20 protein-coding genes are annotated in these 22,589 nt (G+C 59.9%); 15 read left to right on the forward strand and 5 right to left on the reverse strand.

What is annotated here, in order from left to right; genetic code table 11:
• Positions 1–298: 298 nt before the first annotated feature.
• Positions 299–1,792, forward strand: a complete 1,494-nt coding sequence (locus HMPREF1287_RS10700) for an integrase core domain-containing protein (RefSeq protein WP_023017476.1) — start codon at positions 299–301, stop codon at positions 1,790–1,792.
• Here the strand turns inward: HMPREF1287_RS10700 and HMPREF1287_RS12805 are convergent.
• On the reverse strand, positions 1,789–1,914 hold the full coding sequence (locus HMPREF1287_RS12805) for a hypothetical protein (RefSeq protein ID WP_005280350.1): 126 nt from the start codon (positions 1,912–1,914) through the stop codon (positions 1,789–1,791). The genes HMPREF1287_RS10700 and HMPREF1287_RS12805 overlap by 4 nt on opposite strands.
• Positions 1,915–1,997: 83 nt before the next feature.
• Positions 1,998–3,923: a BCCT family transporter gene (locus HMPREF1287_RS10705; RefSeq protein WP_023016766.1), complete on the reverse strand. Its 1,926-nt coding sequence runs from the start codon at positions 3,921–3,923 to the stop codon at positions 1,998–2,000.
• A gap of 195 nt (positions 3,924–4,118) precedes the next feature.
• Between HMPREF1287_RS10705 and glmM the strand changes: the two genes are divergently transcribed.
• From glmM to HMPREF1287_RS10725, 4 genes are all read left to right on the forward strand, one after another.
• Entirely contained in the window at positions 4,119–5,462 is a 1,344-nt protein-coding gene (glmM, locus tag HMPREF1287_RS10710; protein WP_005277129.1) for a phosphoglucosamine mutase, read from the forward strand.
• A gap of 95 nt (positions 5,463–5,557) precedes the next feature.
• Complete coding sequence (locus tag HMPREF1287_RS10715; protein ID WP_034653448.1) at positions 5,558–5,872, forward strand: hypothetical protein; 315 nt, start codon at positions 5,558–5,560, stop codon at positions 5,870–5,872.
• Positions 5,872–7,656, forward strand: coding sequence for a hypothetical protein (locus HMPREF1287_RS10720; RefSeq protein WP_023016767.1), 1,785 nt, complete (start codon positions 5,872–5,874; stop codon positions 7,654–7,656). Before HMPREF1287_RS10715 ends, HMPREF1287_RS10720 begins: the two co-directional genes overlap by 1 nt.
• Positions 7,656–7,934: a hypothetical protein gene (locus HMPREF1287_RS10725; RefSeq protein ID WP_023016768.1), complete on the forward strand. Its 279-nt coding sequence runs from the start codon at positions 7,656–7,658 to the stop codon at positions 7,932–7,934. Before HMPREF1287_RS10720 ends, HMPREF1287_RS10725 begins: the two co-directional genes overlap by 1 nt.
• Positions 7,935–7,956: 22 nt before the next feature.
• On the opposite strand, the gene HMPREF1287_RS10730 is transcribed toward HMPREF1287_RS10725, so the two are convergent.
• Positions 7,957–8,790, reverse strand: coding sequence for a dienelactone hydrolase family protein (locus HMPREF1287_RS10730; RefSeq protein WP_023016769.1), 834 nt, complete (start codon positions 8,788–8,790; stop codon positions 7,957–7,959).
• A 202-nt stretch (positions 8,791–8,992) separates the two neighbouring features.
• Between HMPREF1287_RS10730 and HMPREF1287_RS10735 the strand changes: the two genes are divergently transcribed.
• From HMPREF1287_RS10735 to HMPREF1287_RS10780, 10 genes are all read left to right on the forward strand, one after another.
• Positions 8,993–11,797 carry an FAD-binding and (Fe-S)-binding domain-containing protein gene (locus tag HMPREF1287_RS10735; protein ID WP_023016770.1) on the forward strand — a complete coding sequence of 935 codons (2,805 nt, stop codon included), beginning with the start codon at positions 8,993–8,995 and terminating at the stop codon, positions 11,795–11,797.
• Between the two features lie 225 nt (positions 11,798–12,022).
• Entirely contained in the window at positions 12,023–13,894 is a 1,872-nt protein-coding gene (gene glmS, locus HMPREF1287_RS10740) for a glutamine--fructose-6-phosphate transaminase (isomerizing) (RefSeq protein WP_023016771.1), read from the forward strand.
• Positions 13,895–14,006: 112 nt separating this feature from the next.
• Positions 14,007–15,104 carry an alanine racemase gene (alr, locus tag HMPREF1287_RS10745; protein WP_023016772.1) on the forward strand — a complete coding sequence of 366 codons (1,098 nt, stop codon included), beginning with the start codon at positions 14,007–14,009 and terminating at the stop codon, positions 15,102–15,104.
• Positions 15,094–15,594 carry a tRNA (adenosine(37)-N6)-threonylcarbamoyltransferase complex ATPase subunit type 1 TsaE gene (gene tsaE / locus HMPREF1287_RS10750; RefSeq protein WP_023016773.1) on the forward strand — a complete coding sequence of 167 codons (501 nt, stop codon included), beginning with the start codon at positions 15,094–15,096 and terminating at the stop codon, positions 15,592–15,594. The genes alr and tsaE overlap by 11 nt, the downstream gene beginning before the upstream one ends.
• Positions 15,595–15,682: 88 nt before the next feature.
• Positions 15,683–17,272 carry an aspartate:alanine exchanger family transporter gene (locus HMPREF1287_RS10755; protein ID WP_023016774.1) on the forward strand — a complete coding sequence of 530 codons (1,590 nt, stop codon included), beginning with the start codon at positions 15,683–15,685 and terminating at the stop codon, positions 17,270–17,272.
• 174 nt (positions 17,273–17,446) lie between these two features.
• Complete coding sequence (locus HMPREF1287_RS10760) at positions 17,447–17,956, forward strand: hypothetical protein (RefSeq protein WP_005277164.1); 510 nt, start codon at positions 17,447–17,449, stop codon at positions 17,954–17,956.
• Entirely contained in the window at positions 17,956–18,630 is a 675-nt protein-coding gene (gene tsaB / locus HMPREF1287_RS10765) for a tRNA (adenosine(37)-N6)-threonylcarbamoyltransferase complex dimerization subunit type 1 TsaB (RefSeq protein WP_023016775.1), read from the forward strand. The genes HMPREF1287_RS10760 and tsaB overlap by 1 nt, the downstream gene beginning before the upstream one ends.
• The gene (locus HMPREF1287_RS10770; protein WP_023016776.1) at positions 18,627–19,148 is read left to right on the forward strand and encodes a GNAT family N-acetyltransferase; all 522 of its coding nucleotides are present in this window, start codon (positions 18,627–18,629) and stop codon (positions 19,146–19,148) included. Before tsaB ends, HMPREF1287_RS10770 begins: the two co-directional genes overlap by 4 nt.
• Positions 19,148–20,191: a tRNA (adenosine(37)-N6)-threonylcarbamoyltransferase complex transferase subunit TsaD gene (gene tsaD / locus HMPREF1287_RS10775; RefSeq protein WP_023016777.1), complete on the forward strand. Its 1,044-nt coding sequence runs from the start codon at positions 19,148–19,150 to the stop codon at positions 20,189–20,191. The genes HMPREF1287_RS10770 and tsaD overlap by 1 nt, the downstream gene beginning before the upstream one ends.
• 95 nt (positions 20,192–20,286) lie before the next feature.
• Positions 20,287–20,715 carry a hypothetical protein gene (locus HMPREF1287_RS10780; protein ID WP_023016778.1) on the forward strand — a complete coding sequence of 143 codons (429 nt, stop codon included), beginning with the start codon at positions 20,287–20,289 and terminating at the stop codon, positions 20,713–20,715.
• A 13-nt stretch (positions 20,716–20,728) separates the two neighbouring features.
• Here the strand turns inward: HMPREF1287_RS10780 and HMPREF1287_RS10785 are convergent, their stop codons facing one another.
• Together HMPREF1287_RS10785 and HMPREF1287_RS10790 are read right to left on the reverse strand one after the other, a co-directional pair.
• The gene (locus HMPREF1287_RS10785) at positions 20,729–21,364 is read right to left on the reverse strand and encodes a response regulator transcription factor (protein WP_023016779.1); all 636 of its coding nucleotides are present in this window, start codon (positions 21,362–21,364) and stop codon (positions 20,729–20,731) included.
• Positions 21,361–22,569 (reverse strand): sensor histidine kinase, encoded by a 1,209-nt coding sequence (locus HMPREF1287_RS10790; protein ID WP_023016780.1) that lies wholly within the window; start codon positions 22,567–22,569, stop codon positions 21,361–21,363. The genes HMPREF1287_RS10785 and HMPREF1287_RS10790 overlap by 4 nt, the downstream gene beginning before the upstream one ends.
• Between the last annotated feature and the right edge of the window lie 20 nt (positions 22,570–22,589).

Below are 22,589 nucleotides of genomic sequence, written 5' to 3' on the forward strand. Positions count from 1 at the left end.
GGCCAAACCCCGCCTGGCCGGCCTCTTGAGGCTTAGCCTTGCGCGAGACAAAGGCGCTCAGCTCGGGTCGCGATGAAGCGCTCGCACGCCGCAGCGCGCCACGGACTGTAGGGACAGAGAAAAGCCCGCCTCTCATCGCGGTGAGCGCTAATGCTGTGATGTCTAGTGACTTTTTGGACTCGGAGTCCATTGACTTTTTGGACGCGGAGTCCAGTTAGTTTTTTGACGCGGAGTCCAGGAAGTTTATGGACAGGATGTCTAACGACTTTTTGGACTCTGGCTTCTTGACAATGTGGGGATGGCAATTCCCATTACTCTCCGCAAGAAGATAGCGGATTTCGACCCCATCCGTGAGGGCATCACGGTCCAGCAGTTCTGCAAGAACATCGGCGTATCGAAGCAGACGTACTACAACATCAAAGCACGTATCGCCGAACGCGGGCGGGCTGGCATCGTGCCCGACAGCACGGCACCGCTGAACCCGCGACGGGTCTACGATGACAAGATTCGACAACAGGTCCTGCAAGCTCGCGGTACGTTAAGAGCCCGCGGCCAAGACTGCGGCCCATGGTCAATCTTCTACTTCTTCCTCGACGAACTCGGCTACGACCAACCACCGTCACGAGCTTTAATCGCACAATGGTTGCACGAGGCTGGCGTCGCTGACATCAATGCACGTAAACGACCGCGTAAGTCCTACAGGCACTTTGCCAGGGGCGAAGTCAATGAACTGTGGCAGATCGATGCGTTTGCCTACAGACTCTTCGATGTGCCTCACACGCAAGTGACTATCTACCAAGTCGTCGACGATGCCAGCCGCTTCGACGTCGGCTCCCAAGCTTTTGGAACTCCAGAAAACGGCACCGATGCCCGCATCACGCTAAGTGGAGCCATTGATGCTTACGGACTTTTCCAAGAAGTCCTCTCTGACAACGGTGATGCCTTTGCCACCTACCATCGCGGCCGGCTGTCGCAAACCGAACGCTGGCTCGCCAGCCTGGGAGTTCAATCAAGTGCGGGCTTTGCTCCCACGACGCAAGGCAAAGACGAGCGATCGCACCAAACCATGACCAGGTTTTTGGATGCTCGTACCCCGACGACGCTGGCGCAGGTCCAACAGCTGATTGTCGACTACCGCAACTTCTACAACACACGCCGTCGCCACCAAGGACTTCTCAGGGGCAAGATGCACATCACCCCAGCCCAAGCCTGGGAGATTATCTCGCATGCCCAGCCACCGACGCAGCCGATTGACCCAGATGTTTTATGGACAAAAATCGCGAAACAATATCACCGGATTCACCCCGACAACCAGGCAGATGCCTTAGCAGCCGACACAGTGGTCGCAACAGATAATGCCCTGCCTGAAGTTGCAGCTTCAGACAGGGCACCAAGTAACGACACTCAGGCAATCCAGCAAGATACACCCCATGCCGATTCCTCAACCGTAATGCCAAGCTCTACCGGTGTAAATGCACTCTGGCCTATCCCGGACAAGCTGTGGATCAACAAAAGCGGGGTGGTACGCGTCATGGGGCACGGCCTCTACGTCGGGCTGCGCTTCAAAAATCGAGCCATCTACAGCAGCGTAGCCGATGACTATGTGGAATTTTTTACTGATCACGACGGTGAGAAACTGTTTTCATTTCCGCTACCGATCCAACTGAATCAGCGTCCACCCGGCGGTCAAATCAACATAAACCACGTTGTCGGCATGTGGCACCGACAACCCCCAGAGCTAAAACCCAACCTCTCTGGGCCACGGCCAAGCCGCCGGAAGAAGCCAAGCTAGCACCAGTACAAAAACTCCGTGGACTCCCCGTCCAAAAAGCGGGGAGACTCCGCGTCCACAAAGTCCCAAGACTCCGAGTCCACAAAGTAGCTGGACTCCAAGTCCAAAAACCTCATGGACATAACAGGTGAGCGCTAATGCGCAGCGCGATGGAGGCGGGCTAGGGACCTAGAGCCTAGAGGAGAAGGCCGGTTAGGCAGGGAGATTATTCATCGTCTTCTGCGTCCTTGCCCTTGATTTTCTTCTGTGCAAAGTCCTTGAGCTCGGCGCGGCGCTCTTCGCGGAGGGCTGCCTGCTCTGCGAGGTACTCATCCGATGCGTTGATGGTGTACCACTCGTGGAGGTACGGGTCATCGTTTTCAATTTCAGCCCCAGCACCGTGGTTTTCTGGAACGGCAGAAGAGCTGAATACGAAGTCGCCATTGTGTTCTTGCAGGCCCAAGTGGGTGCCGCGCTCAATGGCGGCATGGGCATATTTCCTGCGCAGTATTGCAGGATCGCGTGCCAAGTCCTTGCCCCAGGCCACCATGATGCCGATGAGGATGAAGGTAAACGGCAGCGAACTGGAGACCATGATGGATTGCAGGCCGCTCAGGGCATCCTTGCCGGCGATAAGCAGCAGAGACAAGGAAATGCCACCCAGGGCAACGCCCCAAATAACGGAAATCGATGTCGAGGGGATTGGTCGACCTGATTGGGACATGGAGCCCATGACGTTGGTAGCGGAGTCAGCGGCTGTATTGAAGAAGACGACCACAGCGAGGAGGACGATGACCGTGGTGATGCTAGATAGCGGCAGCGATCTCATGAGATCGAACATCACATTCTCGCCGGAACCTTCAATCTCGATTCCGTCTCCATCCAGGTGGGTCTTGATTGCGGTGGCACCAAAGATGACGTACCAGAAAAGCGACAGGGTGGTGGGCACGAGCATGATGACGAAGACGAATTCGCGAATGGTGCGCCCGCGGGAAATCTTCGCGATGAACATGCCGACGAAGGGCGACCAAGAAATCCACCACGCCCAGTACAGCATGGTCCATGCGGTGACGAATTCCTTTTCCGGTTCACCCTGGGAGGCGGAGAGGGACATCATGTCTTCGAAGTGCTTGAAGAACTGCAGCAGGGAGGCGGGAAGCAGGTCCAGAATATAGAGCGTCGGCCCAGTGATGAGCACGAAGACCGCGAGTCCGATGACCAGGCCCATGTTGATATTGGACAGGATGCGGATGCCGCGCTTGATGCCGGACATTGCGGAAAGAATGAAAAGGATGGTGAGGATCGTAATGATCACCACCATGATTCCGTTGCCTTCGAGGGGCTCGCCGGTAAGGATAGAGGTACCCGTACGGATCTGCAGCGCGCCGATACCCAGGGAGGTAGCCGTGCCGAAGAGGGTGACCAACACTGCGAAGATATCGACGATCTTTCCAAATACCCGGTTATTCGAATCCGTAATGAGGGGTTCAAATAGCGAGGAAATGAGCGGGATGCGGCCGCGTCGATAAGCAGCATAGGCAAGCGCGCCGCCCACCAGCGCGAAGATCATCCACGGCAACGTAGCGTGGTGCAGAACCGCCTGGGCAAAGGCAGGAAGGATGGCTTCTTGGCTGCCGGATTCGACACCGGAGAGATACGGCGGTGGAGTCAAGAATAGGGCAAGTGGCTCCATCGGGCCGTAGAAGACCAAGCCGATTCCCATACCGGCGGCAAAGAGCATGGCGATCCAGGCGTTCCGGGAGAAATCGGGCTTGGAATCATCGGCGCCGAGTTTAATTTTGCCGGTTGGGGCGATGGCGATCGTCAGCAGGAATGCCGTGGTGGCAATCATGATGATCGTAAATAGCCATCCAAAGTTTTGGACGACCCATGCCCGCATGGTGCTTCCTGTGTTGGCCAGGTTATCTGGGGCGATGATGGCCCACAGGATAATGCCAACTGTTGATGCCAAGGCCACCGCAAAGACGGTTTTATTGGTCTTGAAATCTGCGCGGGTGTTTTCGACACTTACTCCGGGAATGAGGGCTGGATGAATAGCGCGTTCCCCAGAAGCGGCTTTCGCAATGGCTGATCGTGCCTTTTGCGAGGTAGTTTCAGGTGACTTGTCACCTGAAGATCTAGGTTCGTTCATCGTTGATCCTCTCTAGGGCAAAAGAGTGAAGTATAACCTAGCTAATAATTTCATATAAAAGCCAAAAAGTACGACTTTAAGCAAATTTTGCTTTTCATCACAAGGACATTTTTCGTGATGTTGGTTACCCAACTGGCCTGCTTGCCGATGCCCCAAACATGCGACCCGCGGGACTAACAAGGCATAATTGTCTGCATGACTCGACTATTTGGAACCGATGGAGTTCGCGGCCTCGCGAATAAAAAGCTGACTCCCATTTTGGCCTTGACGCTGGGACAAGCGGCTGCAGAGGTCTTTACTGCGCAGCGCGAATCTTATGAGCGCCGCCCCTTGGCAATCATCGGCCGTGACCCCCGCGTATCGGGCGAAATGCTCGATGCCGCTATCGCCGCCGGCTTGGCGTCGCGCGGCGTGGACGTTGTGCGCGTGGGGGTGCTTCCTACCCCAGCCATCGCCTTTTTGACGGATGATTACGGAGCGGATCTCGGCGTGATGATCTCTGCCTCCCATAACCCGATGCCAGATAATGGCATTAAGTTCTTCTCCGCAGGCGGCAAAAAGCTGCCGGATAGCGTGGAAGATAAGATTCAGGCCGCGATGGATAACCTCGTTGAGGAGGGCCCGACGGGCACCAAGCTGGGCCGCATTATCTCGGAGGCGCCCGATGGCCGTGAGCGCTATCTAGCGCACCTGAAGGAGGTCGTCTCCACTGACTTGAGCGGCATCAAGGTGGTCGTGGATACGGCCAATGGCGCGGCCTCAAAGGTTGCTCCGAGTGCCTATGAAGCAGCAGGCGCTGAGGTCATCCCGATCTACCACCGGCCCAATGCCTTTAATATCAACGAAAATTGTGGTTCCACCCATATCGAAAAAGCCCAGGCAGCGGTGCTCGAGCATGGTGCCGATTTGGGTCTTGCCCACGATGGCGATGCGGACCGCTGCCTCGCCGTCGATGCCGAAGGCAACGTCGTCGATGGCGATCAGATCATGGCCTTGCTCGCGGTAGGGATGAAGGAAGACAATGACCTGCGCTTTAACACGCTCGTGGCCACGGTCATGTCCAATTTGGGCCTGACGCTTGCCATGGAGGAGCAAGGCATTGAGGTCCGCCACGCGGCGGTGGGCGATCGCTATGTTCTCGAAGAGCTCCACCGCGGCGATTTCTCCTTGGGTGGCGAGCAATCCGGGCACGTCGTGCTTCCCGATGACTCCACTACCGGCGATGGCACCCTCACCGGCCTTTCCATCATGGCGCGTATGGCCAAGTCTGGAAAGAGCCTGAAGGAATTGGCCTCCGTGATGACCGTATTGCCGCAGGTGCTCATCAACGTTCCGGTATCCAATAAGGCGGCGATCATGGATTCTGCCGAGGTCAAGCAGGCCATCGTCGAGGCAGAAGAAGAGCTCGGGGAAACCGGCCGCGTCCTGCTCCGACCCTCTGGCACCGAAGAGCTGTTCCGCGTCATGGTGGAAGCTGCAGAAGAGGAACATGCCCGCAAGGTGGCGGGTAGGCTTTCTGCCGTCGTCGCCTCGGTATAGGCAGGAAAATAAGAAGTACCGGGAACCATTTGGTATAAACCCCAGTCCAATGAAGGTGAGCACACTTACCGCATATGGATTTGGGGATTATACCGATGTCTGAGGTTTTTCTTCGCCCCGCAGAGGCGATGTCCGCACTACAACAAGCTATAAGCGCCAACGATGAACAGCGCCAAGCCCACCGCGCCGATGTTCCAGACTTTCCCGTTGCCGCTGCTGGGCGGAATTTTTCCGGCCACGGGGAGCGCATACGCAGCATCCTCGCGCGCATTCATGACAATGGAACGTGGCGCTTAGACAATATCTCTGCCACGGGCCAGGCAGCGCACGATCAGATGCGCGCATTCGCCACGTACGATGCCGGCTTTAGCCGCTCCTTTGCAGGAGAAAGCGGAAAGGCAGTGGACTAATGAGTACGTTGACTAAGTCGCTTTTAGGGGATTATTCCGCCGCCATTTCGCAGTTCCAATTGGCCTGCCTGGGAAATTACTCCGGCCCCAGCATGCCCTTGGGGCTTCTGAGTGAGCTCATCAGCGCGGTAGATGGAATCGCCCCACAAAACATTCTGCGCCATACCATTTCCGCGGTGGGCGGCAATCTCCCGCACGGTGGTGGAAAGGGGCTTGCGGATTTCTTGCGCACTGACGACTCCGATGTTGCTAACGGCACCTTGCGCGAGCACCTGACCGGCATTCAAAAAGATTTTGATATCCACCGCGATGAAGGCAAGCAGCTTACTGACTCTGCCAAGCAATGCTCGGGCGCTATTTCCGATGTCGTCGATACCTCCGATACCGCACTCACCGAGCTGATTTCTGCGGTAATCCCACTGCTCAATATCTTGTCCATGGTGGCTACCAGGCACCCGCTGGCCAAGTTCATTATTCCCATCGTCTCCACTATTGGTGCGAAGATCATCGATGACACCAATGACTCCATCGCTAGCACGTGCCGGGACCGCGATGATGCCATTGAATCCTGTTACGACGAGTTTGAGTCGCGCTGCGAATGCGTCTGCGAGCGCCCTCTGCCTGAGGAATGCCCCGAGCCGGCAGAGGCCGAGGAGAATTCCTGCCCACCGCCAGTGGAAAAGTGCCCAGATACGCCAGCTCCCACGCGCCCGATGCCCGATGGCGGGGGCGACACCGTCCCCAACCCGCCGCAGCCAGCGCAGCCGACGCAACCCGCATCTACCGCTGAGTGCCCGCCCAAGCCGGAACCGATGCCAGAGCCGACCCCGGAGCCAAAGCCAGATCCGAAGCCAGATCCGAAACCGGCACCGCAACCACAATCCGCACCCGAGCCGAAACCAGCTCCCGAGCTGCAACCGGAGCCGAAACCAGGACCGGCTCCGAAGCCGGCTCCTGAACCCGCACCTGAGCAGCACCCTTCCGGGTGCCAGTGCCAACAGTGCCGCGGTTTCGTAAACGAGCCGCCTCGACAGAACGAATCCACGACCACTCCGGCGCACGCAGATCCGAATCCTGAGCCGGAACCCAAACCACAAGACTGCCCACCAGAACAACAGGAACAACCCGCACCGCAGCCAGAACAGGACCCAGTACCTGAGCCTGTGCCGGAAGATTCTGAATGCGAAAAAGAACCAACAACACCGGCTGCCGTGGAAGATGATGCGGCCTGTGACATCGAGTCCTCCTGCAGCGGCAGCTTGGGAATCGTCGGTGCAGGAATCGCTTTGGTGGGCGTAGGCCTCATCATTGAGGGTGCTGCGGAGTGCCTGGAAAATATCGCCGATGCAGATTGCCCAGAGCCTGAACCGGAACCTGCGCCTGAGCCGGAACCCGAGCCCGCACAGGAGCCTGAACCAGAACCTTGCCCTGAACCAGAACCAGAACCAGAACCGGAGCCGTGCCCAGAACCTGAGCCGCAGCCCGAGCCCGCGCCTGAACCCTGCCCGGAAGACGGAACAATTGAGCCACCTCCGGAGCTTTCCCAGGTGGAAGAGCCGGCCCCGCCTCCAGAAAAAGTACAACACCTGCAGGCAGCGGAAGCCGCTGGAGCTGGAGCACCTGCGCCAGAGCCGCAGCCTCAACCTGAGCCTGCACCAGCACCGGCACCGGAACCTGCGCAGCCACAGGCCCCAGCCCCGCAACCAGCCCCGGCCCCCGAGCCTGCGCCAGCGCCAAGCTCAGATGAACCATCCGTGACTGCACGAAAGGCAGGGCAGTGGTAATGAATAACGATTTCGCAGAATTCGCGCAGGGATTTCGCGAGCGCACCGCGCGGCGCATGTTGGAATTTGAAAAAAGCCTGGCTAAGGCCCAAGACGAGCTAGAAAAGTCCACGGCCAAGGCCGTGCAGCAGGCCAAAAATGAGCAGCGCGGGGGAAGGGACGGTGATGCGGTGGGGCATCGGCAAGCAGCTGCTGGAACGTGGCGCCGAAATAGTGCTGCCCCAACGCGTGTCAATAACGCATCGGGGCAGGTGAAATCTGTGCTGCGACGTGGATAGGTCTAGTTCAGCGAATTAGCTTTTAGTCATCGCGGGAAATGCCGGCGCGCTCGGCCAGTTCATCGCCGGTCAAGCTTTCTACCTTCTTCGCGCTCGCCTCAGGATCCGCAAAGCCATCGTAGGCGGACTCGCCGGCAAGGGTAGAGAGCAAGAAACCGGTGACGAGGCCGCGGGCGATTTCGGTGGGGCCGGATTGGAAGGCGCCGGAACCGATGGCTAATTTGCGGAAGCGATCTTCGCTAAAGCCGGCCTGCGTGCCCTTATCGATGGCCCGGTAGGCCACCTGGCCGCGCCAGTTATAGGCCAGCTTGGCGGGGTTTCCGGCATTGAAAATATCATCGCGCCCAGAGCCAATGACCAAGCCCGGCGTATCGAGGCTGCGGGCGGCCTCGACGGCGGACGGGGCGGTCACGGCGGGATAAATTGCGGCGACGGCCTTGACCTTCGGGTTATCAACCGCGCTCAAAACCGCGGTGCCGCCGCCCATGCCGTGGCCGATCATGCCGAGCTTGCCCGGCGATACGGTGATATTGCCGGTTCCGAGCTTTACCCCAGCGGCGATCTGCAACGCAGATTCCATGTCTGCAGACAGGTTGCGGTGATCGGGGAACATGCCGGTCTCAGAATTGGGGGCGACCACGACGATGCCCCAGCTGGCGAGGTGGCGCAGCGTGGCGTGGTAATCCTTGATTTTGTGCATCCAATCGTGGCCAAAGGCGACGGCGGGCAGGCCTTGGCCTTCTGCAGGGGTATAAACCTTGCCGGTAATACCCGCATAATCGAGGTCGCCAACCAGCACGCGGTTGCGGCCACGCTTCGATAACGTTCCTAAGTGTTTATTCAAATTCGCAGACACGCATTCTAGGATAGATGAAGATCACCCCGTGCTGGTGGCAAGGGGTGGCGAGTGGCACATGCGGGGGATTCGCGGAGGACAAAAGGGGTTGGCGGTGCCGAAGTTATATGGGTTGCCTTACTTGCGCGGCGGCGAGAAGGCGGGCGAAAATGTGCACTAGGTAACATTTTCTATGCTTCTCTGGGAAGGCAGGTCGCCGCATATGACTACCGGCACCCTTAAGATCGACCAATTATTTCCGCAGGATGGGCCGGAGGTAAAGACCGGCATCATCGACCGGGTGGCCTATGCTTCCGATGCCTCGCACTACCTCTACACCCCGAAGGCCGTGATTGAAGCGCGCTCGGCAGAACACGTGGCCGCCATATTCAAAGCGGGGCGGCAGCAAGGTATTCCGGTGACCTTGCGCTCGGGCGGCACCTCCTTGGCCGGCCAGGCCTCCGGCGAGGGCTACCTGGTGGATGTGCGCAAGCATTTCCGGGGCATAGAAGTCCTCGATGACGGCAAGCGGGTGCGCGTGCAGCCAGGGGCAACCGTGCGCCAGGTCAATGCGCGTTTGGGGCTGCGCAACCGCAAGCTCGGCCCGGACCCGGCCAGCGAGGCGGCCTGCACCATCGGCGGCGTGGTGGCGAATAATTCCTCCGGCATGGCCTGCGGCACCGAATTCAATACCTATAACACCTTGGAATCGCTGACCTTTGTCTTGCCTTCTGGCACGGTGATCAATACTGCGGACGCGGATGCGGACCGGCAATTCCAGGCGCAAGAACCCGAGCTGGTGGATACGCTGACCCGCCTGCAGCGCCGCGTGCGCGATAACCAGGAATCAGTAGATATCATCCGCCGCCATTTCCAGCTGAAAAATACGATGGGCTACGGGCTTAATTCCTTCCTGGATTTTGATAGCCCAGTCAAGCTTTTTGAGCACCTGTTGGTGGGCTCCGAAGGAACGCTCGCGTTTATCGCGGAAGCGGTCTTTCGTACTGTGCACATCTCTTCCCTCACGACGACTACCGTGGCGGTCTTTAATAATCTTTCCGCCGCTACGAAGGCGTTGCCCGCGCTCGTGGAGACCGGTGCCGCCACCCTGGAGCTGATGGATTCTGCCTCCATTCGCGTGGGCCAAGGCTTTGATAAGGTCCCGCAGGCCATTACCGGCTTCGATGTGGATTCACAGGCCGCGCTGCTCATTGAGTACCAATCCGATGACAAGGAAGAGCTGCGGGAAAAAGAGAACAAGGGCTCGTCCCTTTTGCGTGAATTGGACCTGCAATCGCCAGCGGAATTTTCTGCCGATATTCCCACCCGCACCGCCGCGTGGAATTTCCGCAAGGGCCTGTATGCCCAGGTGGCAGAAGCGAGGCCCTCAGGAACCACGGCGCTCTTGGAAGACGTTGTGGTGCCGGTGGGCGATTTGGCCGATACCTGTTCCTCCTTGCAGGAGCTTTTTACCCGCTATTCTTACGACGATGCGGTCATTTTCGGCCACGCGAAAGACGGCAATATCCACTTCCTTCTAACGGACCGCTTCGAAGGCGATAGCGCCATTGGCCGTTATAACAACTTCAATGAGGAAATGGTGGACTTGGTGCTTTCGGCAGAGGGAAACCTCAAGGCCGAGCACGGCACCGGCCGCGCCATGGCCCCGTATGTGCGCCGCCAGTACGGCGATGAGCTCTACGAGGTCATGCAGCTGCTCAAGCGCGCCTGCGATCCCGCCGGGACCATGAACCCGGGTGTGATTCTGGACGATGACCCCGATGCACACATTACAAATATCAAGCTCAACCCCACGGTGGAAGAGGAAATCGACCCGTGCGTTGAGTGCGGCTATTGCGAGCCGGTCTGCCCGTCGAGGGATCTCACCTTGACCCCACGCCAGCGCATCGTGGTGCGCCGTGCCCGCCAGCGGGCGCAAGAAAGTGGCGATACACACTTGGTTGCAGAACTCGATGAGGCCTATGAGTACATGGGCATCGATACGTGCGCCGTGGATTCTATGTGTCTAACCGCCTGCCCAGTGGGCATTGATACCGGTAAATTCATCAAGAAGCTGCGCCACGAGAATGCTGGGGCCGCAGAAGAAAAGGTTTGGTCTACCGCCGCCAAGAATTGGCAGGTCACCAGCCGCGGTGCAGCAACGGCGCTAACCGGCGCGCATATGCTGCCGGCGCAGCTGGTCACGAAAGTCACCGACGTGGCCCGCTCGCTCATCGGCCCCGATACCGTGCCGGGATACCAGCCGGAGCTCGGCAAGGGCGGCAAGTCCCGCGAGCGCCTGGCCGGGCGCGTGGGAGATCGCTACGCTGAGACCTCGGGAATCTACCTTCCAGCCTGCGTAAACTCCATGTTCGCCCCGCAAGGCGAGGGCATGGGCGCAACGGTAGCCTTCATCACCGTCTTGGAGCGAGCGGGGATCGCGCTGGAGATGCCTAAGGGCATCGAGAAGCTCTGCTGCGGAACGCTATGGTCCTCAAAGGGCATGCGCAAGGGCCACGACAGTATGGAGCAGCGCGTGCGCGAGAGCATCATGGAGGCCACAGATAACGCCCGCCTGCCCGTGATCGTGGATGCGTCCAGCTGTACCGCGGGCTTTCAGGAGATGCTGGAATCCATTGGCATTACCGTCATCGATGCGCTGAGCTTTACTGCCGATACGCTGCTGCCGCGCCTCGAGACCACCCAGCCGGTGGATTCTATGACGATTCACCCGACTTGTTCGGCGTTCCAGCTCGGCATGATGGGCGATGTTGAAAAGGTCGCCCGGGCCGCAGCTACGGAGGTGCATATCCCCACCGCCTGGAATTGCTGTGGTTATGCCGGCGACCGCGGCATGCTCCACCCAGAGCTTACGGAGTCCGCCACCCGCGCCGAGGCCACCCAGGTCACGGAACTGGGCGCGCAGTATCACGCCTCGACCAACCGCACGTGTGAGCTGGGCATGACCCGCGCCACCGGCGAGGATTACCACCATGTTCTTGAGATACTAGAGCGCGCTACCCGCTAACGGTCCGGCAGGGAAGGGGCGCGGCTGCTTGCCGATGCCCCTCTTCTCCCGCGTCCCCGGTCAGCTGCAGTGCGGGAGGGTTGCTCACCGAACGGGCAAAAACTAGCGGTGTGCAGGCCAGTTTTCAGTAACTATAAACGGCCCGAATTAGTATGCGGCCATAAATAACAGGCCCTTAGTCCAACCCCCCGGTTCGTGTTGACCAATGAGGTAGGATTCCTTTTTATGTGTGGAATTGTTGGATATGTTGGTCACGCTAGCGGTGACCGCGAATACTTCGCTCTGGATGTAGTCGTGGAAGGTCTGCACAGACTGGAATACCGCGGCTATGACTCCGCTGGTGTGGCGATGTACGCCGATGGGGAGATTAGCTGGCGGAAGAAGGCGGGCAAGGTTGCTGCCTTGGATGATGAGATCGCAGCCCGTCCGCTGAAGGATTCCGTGTTGGGAATCGGGCACACCCGTTGGGCCACCCACGGTGGTCCGACCGATCTCAATGCGCACCCGCACGTCGTTGACGGCGGCAAGCTGGCCGTGGTGCACAACGGCATCATCGAAAACTTCGCGGAGCTGCGCACCGAGCTGTTGAACAAGGGCTATAACTTCGTTTCTGAAACCGATACCGAAGTTGCGGCTGCTTTGCTTGGTGATGTTTTCCACAACGACGCCGCAGGGGATCTCACCAAGGCAATGCAGCTGACCGCCCAGCGCCTCGACGGTGCGTTTACCCTGCTGGCCATTCACGCTGACCAGCCGGATCGCATCGTTGCCGCCCGCCGCGATTCGCCACTGGTTATCGGCTTGGGCGAGGGCGAGAACTTCTTGGGCTCTGACGTCTCGGGCTTTATTGACTACACCAAGTCCGCAGTGGAAATGGACAATGACCAGGTGGTCACCATCACCGCTGACGATGTCGTCATTACTGACTACGACGGCAACCCCACCGAGGGCAAGTCCTTTGAGATCAAATGGGATGCGGCCGCCGCTGAAAAGGGTGGCTTTGATTCCTTTATGGAAAAGGAAATCCACGACCAGCCTGCCGCCGTGCGCGATACCCTGTTGGGCCGCTTTGATGAGCAGGGCCAGCTGACCTTGGATGACTTGCGCATCGATGAGTCGGTCTTGAAGTCCATCGATAAGATCATCGTGATCGCCTGCGGCACGGCGGCCTATGCCGGGCATGTGGCGCGGTACGCCATCGAGCACTGGTGCCGCATCCCCACCGAGGTCGAGCTCGCCCACGAGTTCCGCTACCGCGATCCGATCGTCAACGAGAAGACCTTGGTCGTGGCCTTGTCCCAGTCCGGCGAGACCATGGATACCCTGATGGCCGTGCGCCACGCCCGCCAGCAGGGCGCGAAGGTCATCGCCATCTGCAATACGCAGGGCTCGTCCATTCCGCGCGAATCCGATGCGGCGCTCTACACCCACGCGGGGCCCGAAATCGCGGTGGCCTCCACCAAGGCTTTCTTGGCGCAGATTACCGCGACCTACCTGCTGGGCCTGTACTTGGCACAGCTGCGCGGCAATATGTTCTCTGATGAGATTCAGGGAGTTCTTGCTGAGCTGCGCAATATGCCGGACAAGGTACAAAGCGTTATCGATGAAGAAGAGCAAGTAGCCGGCCTGGCTAACTCCATGAAGGATGCGGAATCCGTGCTCTTCTTGGGCCGCCACGTAGGCTTCCCGGTTGCTCTTGAAGGCGCGCTGAAACTCAAGGAGATCGCTTACCTGCACGCAGAAGGCTTTGCCGCCGGCGAGCTCAAGCACGGCCCGATCGCGCTGATTGAGGAGGGGCAGCCGGTCTTTGTCATCGTGCCCTCCCCGCGCGGGCGCGATTCGCTGCACTCCAAGGTGGTATCCAATATCCAGGAAATCCGCGCCCGCGGTGCCATTACCATCGTGATCGCAGAAGAAGACGATACCGCGGTAGAGGATTACGCTAACCACGTCATCCGCGTGCCAAAGGCGCCGACGTTGATGCAGCCGCTGCTTGCTACGGTGCCCCTGCAGATCTTTGCCGCACACGTGGCAAAGTCCAAGGGCTATGACGTTGACCAGCCGCGCAACCTGGCTAAGTCCGTGACCGTGGAATAACCTTTCCGGCGCCTCAAGCCCCTTTCTCACCCTTGCTTGCACGGGCGGGGGAGGGGTTTATGCGTATCTGCAGTAAATTCAGCGCGCGGGTGGAAAGTGGCACAATAGTGGCATGCTGAAAACCACAATTGACCTTGCTGCCATCGCGCATAATGTGCGGCTGATTAAGGAGAAGATCGGCCCAGACGTCAAGCTGATGTGCGTGGTGAAGGCGGATGCTTACGGGCACGGGGCAGAAAGGGTCGTGCCCGTGATGCTGGAAGCAGGGGCGGATTCTATTGGCGTCGCCACGCTGACAGAAGCAGTGCAGCTGCGGCGCATGGGGGTCGATTCGCCCATTGCGGCATGGATCTGGCAGACGGATCAGGTGCTTGAAGAGGCCCTGGCCTGCGGCATTCAGATTGCGGTCAATTCTCCCGCGCAGGCCCAGAAGCTAGTAGAGGCAGAGGTTCCCGCTGAGGTCTATATCAAGGTCGAAACCGGAATGCACCGCTCCGGGGTGGATAAGGCGGAGTGGGGTGAGGTTTTTGCGCTGCTGCGGGATGCCCCGCATATCACCGTCCTAGGCCTTATGTCCCACTTTGCCTGCGCCGACGATCCGGATAACGCGCATAATGACACCCAGGAAGAAGAGTTTCGGCGCGCCCTGAATGCGGCGCACGCGGCGGGTCTGGAGTGTACGGTCAATCATTTGGCTAATTCGCCGGCCACGCTCTCGCGCCCATCGGCGCACTTTGAGCAGGTGCGGGTGGGTATCGCGTGCTATGGGCTCGAGCCCATCGCGGGGCGGGACCATGGATTGTGCCCTGCAATGACGTGGTCCGGAACCGTCTTTGGGCTTAAGCCGATCGATAAGGGTGAGGCCACCAGTTACGGGCGTACCTGGAGCGCGGATAAGCCGGGTTTCCTAGCCACGGTGGATTGTGGCTATGCCGATGGTCTGCCGCGGGCGTACCAGGGCCACCTTCAGGTGGGCATCGGCGGGCGGCTTTATCCCCAGGTAGGCCGGGTGTGCATGGACCAAATTGTGGTGGATCTAGGAGAAAACCCGCACGGCATTACCCCCGGTGATGAGGCCATCATCTTTGGCCAGGGTGGCATGTCTGCCACCGAGCTTGCTGATGCCGTGGGCACCATCAACTATGAAGTGGTGTGCCGGCCCACCGGCCGCACCGAACGCGAATATATAGGAGAGTCCGATGCACAGTAACTTTCCGGAGTCTGGAACCCGCGATCTGGCAACGGTGGAACAGACCCACGCCTGCGGCAAGGAACTGGGCGCAGCGCTGGAAGCTGGCGATGTCGTCATCTTGGATGGCCCATTGGGCGCGGGCAAGACCACCTTCACCCAAGGCATAGCCCAGGGCATGCAGGTCAAGGGCCGGATTACCTCGCCCACGTTTGTCATTGCCCGCGTGCACCGCTCCCGGGTTGGGGGACCGGACTTGGTGCACGTGGATGCGTACCGCCTCTTGGATGAGGGCGGGGCCAATTCCGGCGATCCCCTGGGGGAGCTGGATGCCTTGGACTTGGATACCGAGCTTGCCGATGCCGTCGTCGCCGCCGAATGGGGCGGCGGCCTTATCGAGCAGATTGCGGATTCCTACCTCTTTGTGAGCATCGACCGCGAACCGGCGGAGTTCGCCGGCGCCGATGAGGACGTGCGCCGCGTCAGCTGGTCGTGGCACCACAATGATTAGCTGGGCCTCATTAATTTGAAGGTATAAGTGATGGATATCTTAGGGCGTCAAGTTGCTTTAGGTATTTAAGGTGCGGGATCCTTGAAGGGTGTTAGATCTCCTAGCCTCCAGTCCTTTGCTCGCCCTTTTTGCCATCATGGCCATCGGTTTGGCCATCGGCAAAATCAAATTCTTTGGCATCTCTTTGGGCGCCGCGGCCGCGATGTTCGTGGCGCTTGGGCTGTCTACCGCCAATCCGGATATCCAGATTCCACCGCTGGTGTATCAATTCGGCTTGGCCATTTTTGTTTATGCCATCGGCCTTAATTTCGGGCCGTCGTTCGTCCGCGAATTTGCTACCCGCGGCTGGAAGCTGACCGTCTTTATGATCGGCATGTTGGTCCTGCTCGTGGGCGTAGGCTTCGGGCTCATTCGCGTCTTCGACCTCGATACGGATGTCGCCGCGGGTATGTTTGCCGGTTCGCTGTCGTCCACGCCAGGTATGGCGGCGGTGGTGGATATGCTGGGCAACTCCACCCCGGTCGTCGGTTATTCGCTGGCTTATCCGGGCGCGGTCATCGGCGCGATCCTGGTCGCCGCCATCGGCGCGAAAATACTGAAGGTGGACCATGAGGCAGACGCCAAGGAAGAGGGGATGATTCCCGCCCCGCTGGTGGCTAAAGGCGTGCGGCTGACCAAAGACTTCCCTGATACGGCCGGGCACCTGTATCAAGTTACCGGGCACAGCGTGGTGGCCACGCGCGAGATTTCCGATATGGAACACCACCGGCTGGCGCAGCCGGATATGCCCCTGCGCAAGGGCGAAGCATTCCTTATTAATGGCTCCGAAAAAGACGTCGCCGGTGCTATCGAGGTGCTCGGTGAGGAATATCCCGTCGAGCTCACCCCAGAGGCGGGCCTGGAATTTAAGCGGATAACCGTGTCTAATCCGCAAATTGCGGGCAAGCGCATCCGCGATATCGATGCGCTCGAGCACGGATTTATCATCGCGCGTGTGCGCAAGGGCGATAGCGATGCGGTGCCGCACCCGGATATGGTGCTGAATTACTCCGACCGCGTGCGCGTGGTCTGCAGCTCGCACCACGTGCGCGAGGTGCGCAAGTACTTGGGCGATTCCGAATCGGCGCTTGGCAACGCTGACCTCCTATCCATGTCCATCGGTCTGACCTTGGGTATGTTGCTGGGCCTTATCCCCATCCCCATGCCGGGCGGATCGACCCTGCAGCTCGGGTTTGGTGGCGGCCCCGTCGTGGTCGGCCTATTCCTCGGCTACCTGAACCGCACCGGCCCCATCAATTGGCAGATGCCCTTCCACACCAGGGAAACACTTTCAAACCTGGGGCTGACGCTCTTCCTGGCGGGGGTGGGGACATCGGCAGGCGCATCGTTCCGCGATGCGCTTACGGATCCGTCCTCGCTGACCATCATCGGCGTCGGCTTTATCATTACCTTGGTATCGGCCATCCTCATCGGCGTTATCGGCATGCTGGTGCTGCGCTTGAAGTGGGACGAGGCCATGGGCTGTGCGGCCGGCATGACCACGAACCCGGCAGTATTTGCCTATATCCGGGGCCAAACCGGCACGGAGCTAGCCGGGCGCGGCTGGGCAACGGTGTATCCAACCACCATCATCGGCAAGATTATCGCCGCTCAGGTGCTGTTATTGTTATTGCTTTAGCCCCATATGTCCCGCGCTAATTATTCACCCACTGGGTAAGCCGCCTACACTGACAGGCACTACCCCGTGGGTGAGTGTTTGTTGGCCGCCGAGTAGCCTCGGTAATAGAACTGACAATCACTTCACCATATGTACATATAGGACCCCCTTGACCCGAGGAGCGTTACTCACCCCATGACTAAATTTGCTCGCAACCTGACCACGACCATTATCGCGCTGTTTATCATTGTGATGATGGTGCTCGTTGCCGGGGCCACCCTGCGTGATGAGGATTCCTTGGAGGGCAACCTCACCAACACCTTGCAGCATGCCCCGCGGAACCTCGAGGTAATGTCGCTCATTCCTTCTGATGTCTACGGTGCGGACTACAGCGCCATCGGCTTCATTTGCGAGGGCATGGCAGAAGACAAGGTCAAGGAAGCCGCCCCGAACCCTGATGACATCACCTTCGAGGACGGCGTTGTTCCTGAGGGCAAGAGCTACGTCATGGCGCTGGGCCACAACGTTGATCCCTATGTAGAGGAATTGGATTCCTCCGAGGTGGAGGTCTGCGAGATGATCAACGCCCAGGTTAAAGCCATGGAGCAGCAGGGCCACGGCCTAGACGGCGGGGTTCCGCTGGTCCAGGGCTCCCAGCCGCTGACCTTCCAGAGTGAAGACGGCGTGTGGAAGCTGGTCGGCTAATGCGCGTCCTGGCCATTGATACGGCGACGACCGCCCTGGTCACCGGGGCAGTCGACACCGAGTCAGGGCAGATTACGCAGCGCATTCTGGCCGATGCGCGCGCGCATAATGAGCGGCTCATGCCCACCATCCTCGAGGTAATGAGCGAGGCCGGGCTTGAGCTCGGTAACCTCGACGCCATCGTTGCAGGCATGGGCCCCGGCCCCTTTACCGGCTTGCGCGTTGGCATGGCCACGGCGCAGGCGCTTGCCGATGCCCTCTCCATCCCCCTCCACGGCGTCTGCACCCACGATGCCATCGCGCATACCGCGCTAGCAGGGGCGAATGAAAAGGACGCGGCGCTGGTCGCCACCGATGCCCGGCGCAAGGAAATTTATTGGGCCACCTACCGCGCGGGGCAACGCCTTATGGGCCCAGCGGTATCGAAGCCGGGGGATCTTACCCTGGAGGGTATCGCGCAGATCATCATTCCAGAAAAACTGGCTGACCAGCTGCCGGGAGTGCTGGCTGCGCTGCCGCGTGGTGAGGCCGCGCCCACTGCCGAGGGCCTAGTGGCCGTCGCGCAGCTTGATGCGGATCCAGAACCATTCGTACCGATGTACCTGCGCCGGCCCGATGCGGTTCCACCCAAAAAGCAGCAGCTTTCCCCGGCCATTCCAGAGGTACACCTGTGAACCTGCGCGAGCTTACTCCCGCCGATGCGCCGCGCTGCGCCGAGCTGGAAAAGGTGCTGTTTCCTGGCGAAACTCCGTGGACGGCAGCGGTATTTGAGCAAGAAATGGCCCAGCCCTTCACCTTCTACCTCGGGGTGGAAGGTGCCCTTGACCCCGCAGCGCCGGAGGACGGCGAGGATCCAGTCCTTCTAGGCTATGCCGGCATCGGCATGATGGGCCCGGCTGCAGACCCAGAGTTTGAAATCCACACCATCGGCGTCGATCCGCAGGCGCAGCGCCGCGGTATCGCGCGCATGATGATGGATAATATTTGCTATATCGCGGACCTAAAAAGCGCGCCGGTCTTTTTGGAGGTGCGTGTGGGAAACGATCCCGCCATCGAGCTGTACCGGCGCTACGGTTTTAGCATCGAGGGGATTCGCCGCAATTACTATCAGCCCTCCGGCGCGGATGCGCACGTGATGGTGCGCCCCAGCCAGTCCCCGCAAGCACGCCAGCGCGAAGCAAAGGAGCAGTAATGAAGGTCATGGGTATCGAGTCCTCCTGCGATGAGACCGGGGTGGGCATCGTCGAATTGGGCCAGGATGGCCACATGGATATCGTGGCCAACGCCGTTGCTTCTTCCATGGAGCAGCACGCGCGTTTCGGTGGCGTCGTGCCCGAAATCGCTTCGCGCGCGCACTTGGAGGCCATGCCGCAGGTGATGCGGGCGGCGTTGGAAGAGGCGGGCATCGATAAGCCGGATGCCATTGCCGCCACGGTGGGCCCAGGCTTAGCCGGCGCCTTGCTCGTTGGTGCCTCTGCCGCCAAAGCCTATGCCGCGGCGTGGAATGTGCCTTTTTATGGTGTCAACCACCTCGGCGGCCATGTGGCCGTGGCCAACCTAGAGGGCGAAACGCTGCCGCACTCGGTGGCCCTGCTGGTATCCGGCGGCCACACCCAGCTGCTCGAGGTCGAGGCCGTGGGAAAGCCGATGCGCGAGTTGGGCTCCACGCTTGACGATGCCGCCGGTGAGGCCTACGACAAAGTCTCCCGCCTTTTGGGCTTGGGCTATCCGGGAGGTCCGGTCATAGATAAGCTGGCTGCGCGCGGCAGCGCCACCATCGCCTTTCCCCGTGGGATGTCGCGAGCCGAAGACCTACGCGGACCGCACCGCCATGATTTTTCTTTTTCCGGCCTTAAAACGGCCGTCGCTCGCTATGTCGAACGTGCCGAACAGGCTGGTGAGACCATATCCGTCGAGGACGTCTGTGCCTCGTTCCAAGAGGCCGTGGCCGATGTGTTGACCGCCAAGGCCATCCGCGCCTGCGAAGATACCGGTGCCAAGGTGCTCCTGCTCGGCGGCGGCGTGGCGGCTAATTCTCGGCTGCGCGGGTTGGCGGCCAAGCGTTGTAGCGCCGCTGGGGTAGAGCTGCGCGTGCCGCGCTTGCAGCTGTGCACCGATAATGGCGTGATGATCGCGGCGATTGGGGCCCAGCTGATTCACGAGGGCGCGCATCCCTCCGGGCTTGGCGTGGGCACCGATACGCAGATGGAAGTGGAAGAACCTCAGTTAACCTAAAGTTCTTTTTCCTCGCACTGCAGGGCAGGCAAGGTGGCGGTAACCTTAGACAGGTTCCCGCCCCCTTTTTTCCTTGATACAAGGAGTATTCCCTTATGACAGTCGGTTTTCTCGTCCAGCCGGATCTCTCTCGCCGCACGATCGAATTCGAGCTGGAAGACGCGAACCAATACCTCGGTGGCGCTGAAAAGGACCGGGTTTCCGTGGTCTTTCAGGATGACGGCACCACCTATGCCGCACTCTATAATCCGGAGGCGAAGCAGGAGGGCGCCGAGCCCAACCCCGTAGCGTCGCTTGCGCGCAATGCCGCAGACACGGGCAATTCCGCCTTCTTGCAAGACCCCATCCGCGCTATCAGCGGCCCAGTCATCTTTGTAGATGCCGAAGGCGACGACGACACCATCGATGAGGTCATCGCTTCCGTTGAGCATGGCATCCGTGCGGTGGAGAACTACCGCGAGGACTTCCCAGATGAGTACACCCTGTGGCGCGCTGCGGTGATTAACTCCACGAAGAGCGCATAAGCACGCCCCCCTTTCAGCGCTCGGTGTGGCGCAGCCACGTGAGTACGGCCTTGACGCGGCGGTTGGCGTCCTCAGGCCGGAAGCCAAGTTTTATAAAAACATTGGAGACATGCTTGCTTACCGCACCGGCGGTAAGAACGAGCTTGTCTTCGATTTCTTTATTGCTTAGGCCCTGCGCCATGAGCCCCAAAACTTCGCGCTCTCGGGCGGTTAATTGGCTCAGCCCCGTGCGCCGCGCGGAGAGCAGGGCGGTGACCACTTCTGGGTCGACGACGGTGCCGCCGCCTGCCACTTCCTCAAGGGTGTGCACGAATTCATCCACATCGGATACGCGCTCTTTGAGCAGGTAGCCGAATCCGCCGTGTTCTAAGAGCCGGTCCAAGTAGCTTGCCGCCACGTACTGGCTGAGTACCACCACCGGTTGCGACGGGTCTGCTGCTCGCACATCGTGCACGGCGCGCAGCCCATCATCGCTCATGGTGGGCGGCATGCGGACATCGGTGATGATCAAATCGAAGTCACCGCTGTCCGCGCAGGCCAGCAATTCCTCCGCATCGTTGGCCGTGGTCACGCTATGGCCCAGGGCCGCTAAAAGCTGTTCCAGCCCGGCGCGCAAAAGGGCGGAATCCTCTGCCAATAAGAGTTTCATTGGGCCTCCTGCAGCGGTAGTGCCATGGTCAATGTGGATCCTTGCCTTTCTGTTTGCGCGGGGGAGAAGTTGGCGGTGCCGCCGAGGGCCGCCGCCCGCTCGCGCAGGCCGGCCAGCCCAGTGCCTGTGGTAGTTTCGCCATTCGTGCCACGGCTTGTACCAGCGTCGACGCCATTACCGGCGTCGACGCCATCAACGGTGACCGCGCGGGGGTGCTCGGTATCGGTCCCACTAGGGGCCTGACCTGTAGAGCGGCCACCCGTACCGTTATCCCGGATGCTCAGGCGGAGATCGTCGCCAAAAGAGATGGACACGGTGGCGGCGGTGGCCGCGCCGTGGGTTGAGGCGTTGGTCAGCGCCTCTGCTACCGCGTGGTAGGCCAGTAGCGCCGTCGTTTCCCCAATCGATCGTTCCGCGCCTTCGACGTGCAGTTCCGCGTCGAGCCCGCTGTGGGCCAAGAGCTCATCGAGGGCGGGGATGAGGCCGTCATCGAAAAGCACCTGTGGCGCAATGCCGCGCACGGTAGCGCGCAGGGCGGATAGGGCTTGGGTGGCGTTATGTTCGGCATCGGCAAGCGCCTGTTGAGCCTCGGGCGGGGATTGCAGCTTGGCCGCAGCCAGGTTGAGCTTGAGCGCGGTCAGGTACTGCTGCGGCCCATCGTGGAGCTCACGCTCGATGCGGCGGCGCTCGCCCGAAAAGGCATCAATAAGCGTGGCGCGCGAGGCCGCCAATTCCTGCGCAGAGGGGCTCAGTGCGAGACGGGTGAGGGAAATGGAGGCCTTGACCAGCAGACGGTTGAGCCCTACCAGCAGGACGAGGAGCACGGCTGCCGCCAACCAGCACACGACAAAGATCAGTGGGCGATTATCGGTGGACCATTCGCCGATGTTGAATTCAGCCTGCGGAATAAACGGTGCGACCACCAATACGCCCGCGATAAAACCGACAAAGACCCAGTTGGCAAAGCAGGCCACGCAAATAAGAAGCTGCAGTAGGAGGTGATAAAACTGCTGCCAATCAAACCATCTGTTGGCCCGCCGCGGGGGAATATCAACGCCCATCCACGTTGCGCCGTAGCGGCCGATAGACTCCGCGGCGCGTGCGACCAGTGGAATCCACGGCAGCATGAGCACCGAAATCACCAGTCCCGGAAGAGCAAGTATTCCGAGGACGAGGCTCCACCCATTGGCCTTGACAGTTCGCATATCCGTTCAGCCTAGCCGTC

Source organism: Corynebacterium sp. KPL1986, assembly GCF_000477975.1.
Classification (GTDB): Bacteria; Actinomycetota; Actinomycetes; order Mycobacteriales; family Mycobacteriaceae; genus Corynebacterium; species Corynebacterium accolens.

Bases quoted from the DNA above. Each gene is read 5' to 3' on its own strand.
- HMPREF1287_RS10700 (WP_023017476.1), top strand. From the start codon at position 299: ATGGCAATTCCCATTACTCTCCGCAAGAAGATAGCGGATTTCGACCCC.
- HMPREF1287_RS12805 (WP_005280350.1), bottom strand. From the start codon at position 1,914: ATGTCCATGAGGTTTTTGGACTTGGAGTCCAGCTACTTTGTGGACTCG.
- HMPREF1287_RS10705 (WP_023016766.1), bottom strand. From the start codon at position 3,923: ATGAACGAACCTAGATCTTCAGGTGACAAGTCACCTGAAACTACCTCG.
- glmM (WP_005277129.1), top strand. From the start codon at position 4,119: ATGACTCGACTATTTGGAACCGATGGAGTTCGCGGCCTCGCGAATAAA.
- HMPREF1287_RS10715 (WP_034653448.1), top strand. From the start codon at position 5,558: ATGTCTGAGGTTTTTCTTCGCCCCGCAGAGGCGATGTCCGCACTACAA.
- HMPREF1287_RS10720 (WP_023016767.1), top strand. From the start codon at position 5,872: ATGAGTACGTTGACTAAGTCGCTTTTAGGGGATTATTCCGCCGCCATT.
- HMPREF1287_RS10725 (WP_023016768.1), top strand. From the start codon at position 7,656: ATGAATAACGATTTCGCAGAATTCGCGCAGGGATTTCGCGAGCGCACC.
- HMPREF1287_RS10735 (WP_023016770.1), top strand. From the start codon at position 8,993: ATGACTACCGGCACCCTTAAGATCGACCAATTATTTCCGCAGGATGGG.
- glmS (WP_023016771.1), top strand. From the start codon at position 12,023: ATGTGTGGAATTGTTGGATATGTTGGTCACGCTAGCGGTGACCGCGAA.
- alr (WP_023016772.1), top strand. From the start codon at position 14,007: ATGCTGAAAACCACAATTGACCTTGCTGCCATCGCGCATAATGTGCGG.
- tsaE (WP_023016773.1), top strand. From the start codon at position 15,094: ATGCACAGTAACTTTCCGGAGTCTGGAACCCGCGATCTGGCAACGGTG.
- HMPREF1287_RS10760 (WP_005277164.1), top strand. From the start codon at position 17,447: ATGACTAAATTTGCTCGCAACCTGACCACGACCATTATCGCGCTGTTT.
- tsaB (WP_023016775.1), top strand. From the start codon at position 17,956: ATGCGCGTCCTGGCCATTGATACGGCGACGACCGCCCTGGTCACCGGG.
- tsaD (WP_023016777.1), top strand. From the start codon at position 19,148: ATGAAGGTCATGGGTATCGAGTCCTCCTGCGATGAGACCGGGGTGGGC.
- HMPREF1287_RS10780 (WP_023016778.1), top strand. From the start codon at position 20,287: ATGACAGTCGGTTTTCTCGTCCAGCCGGATCTCTCTCGCCGCACGATC.
- HMPREF1287_RS10785 (WP_023016779.1), bottom strand. From the start codon at position 21,364: ATGAAACTCTTATTGGCAGAGGATTCCGCCCTTTTGCGCGCCGGGCTG.
- HMPREF1287_RS10790 (WP_023016780.1), bottom strand. From the start codon at position 22,569: ATGCGAACTGTCAAGGCCAATGGGTGGAGCCTCGTCCTCGGAATACTT.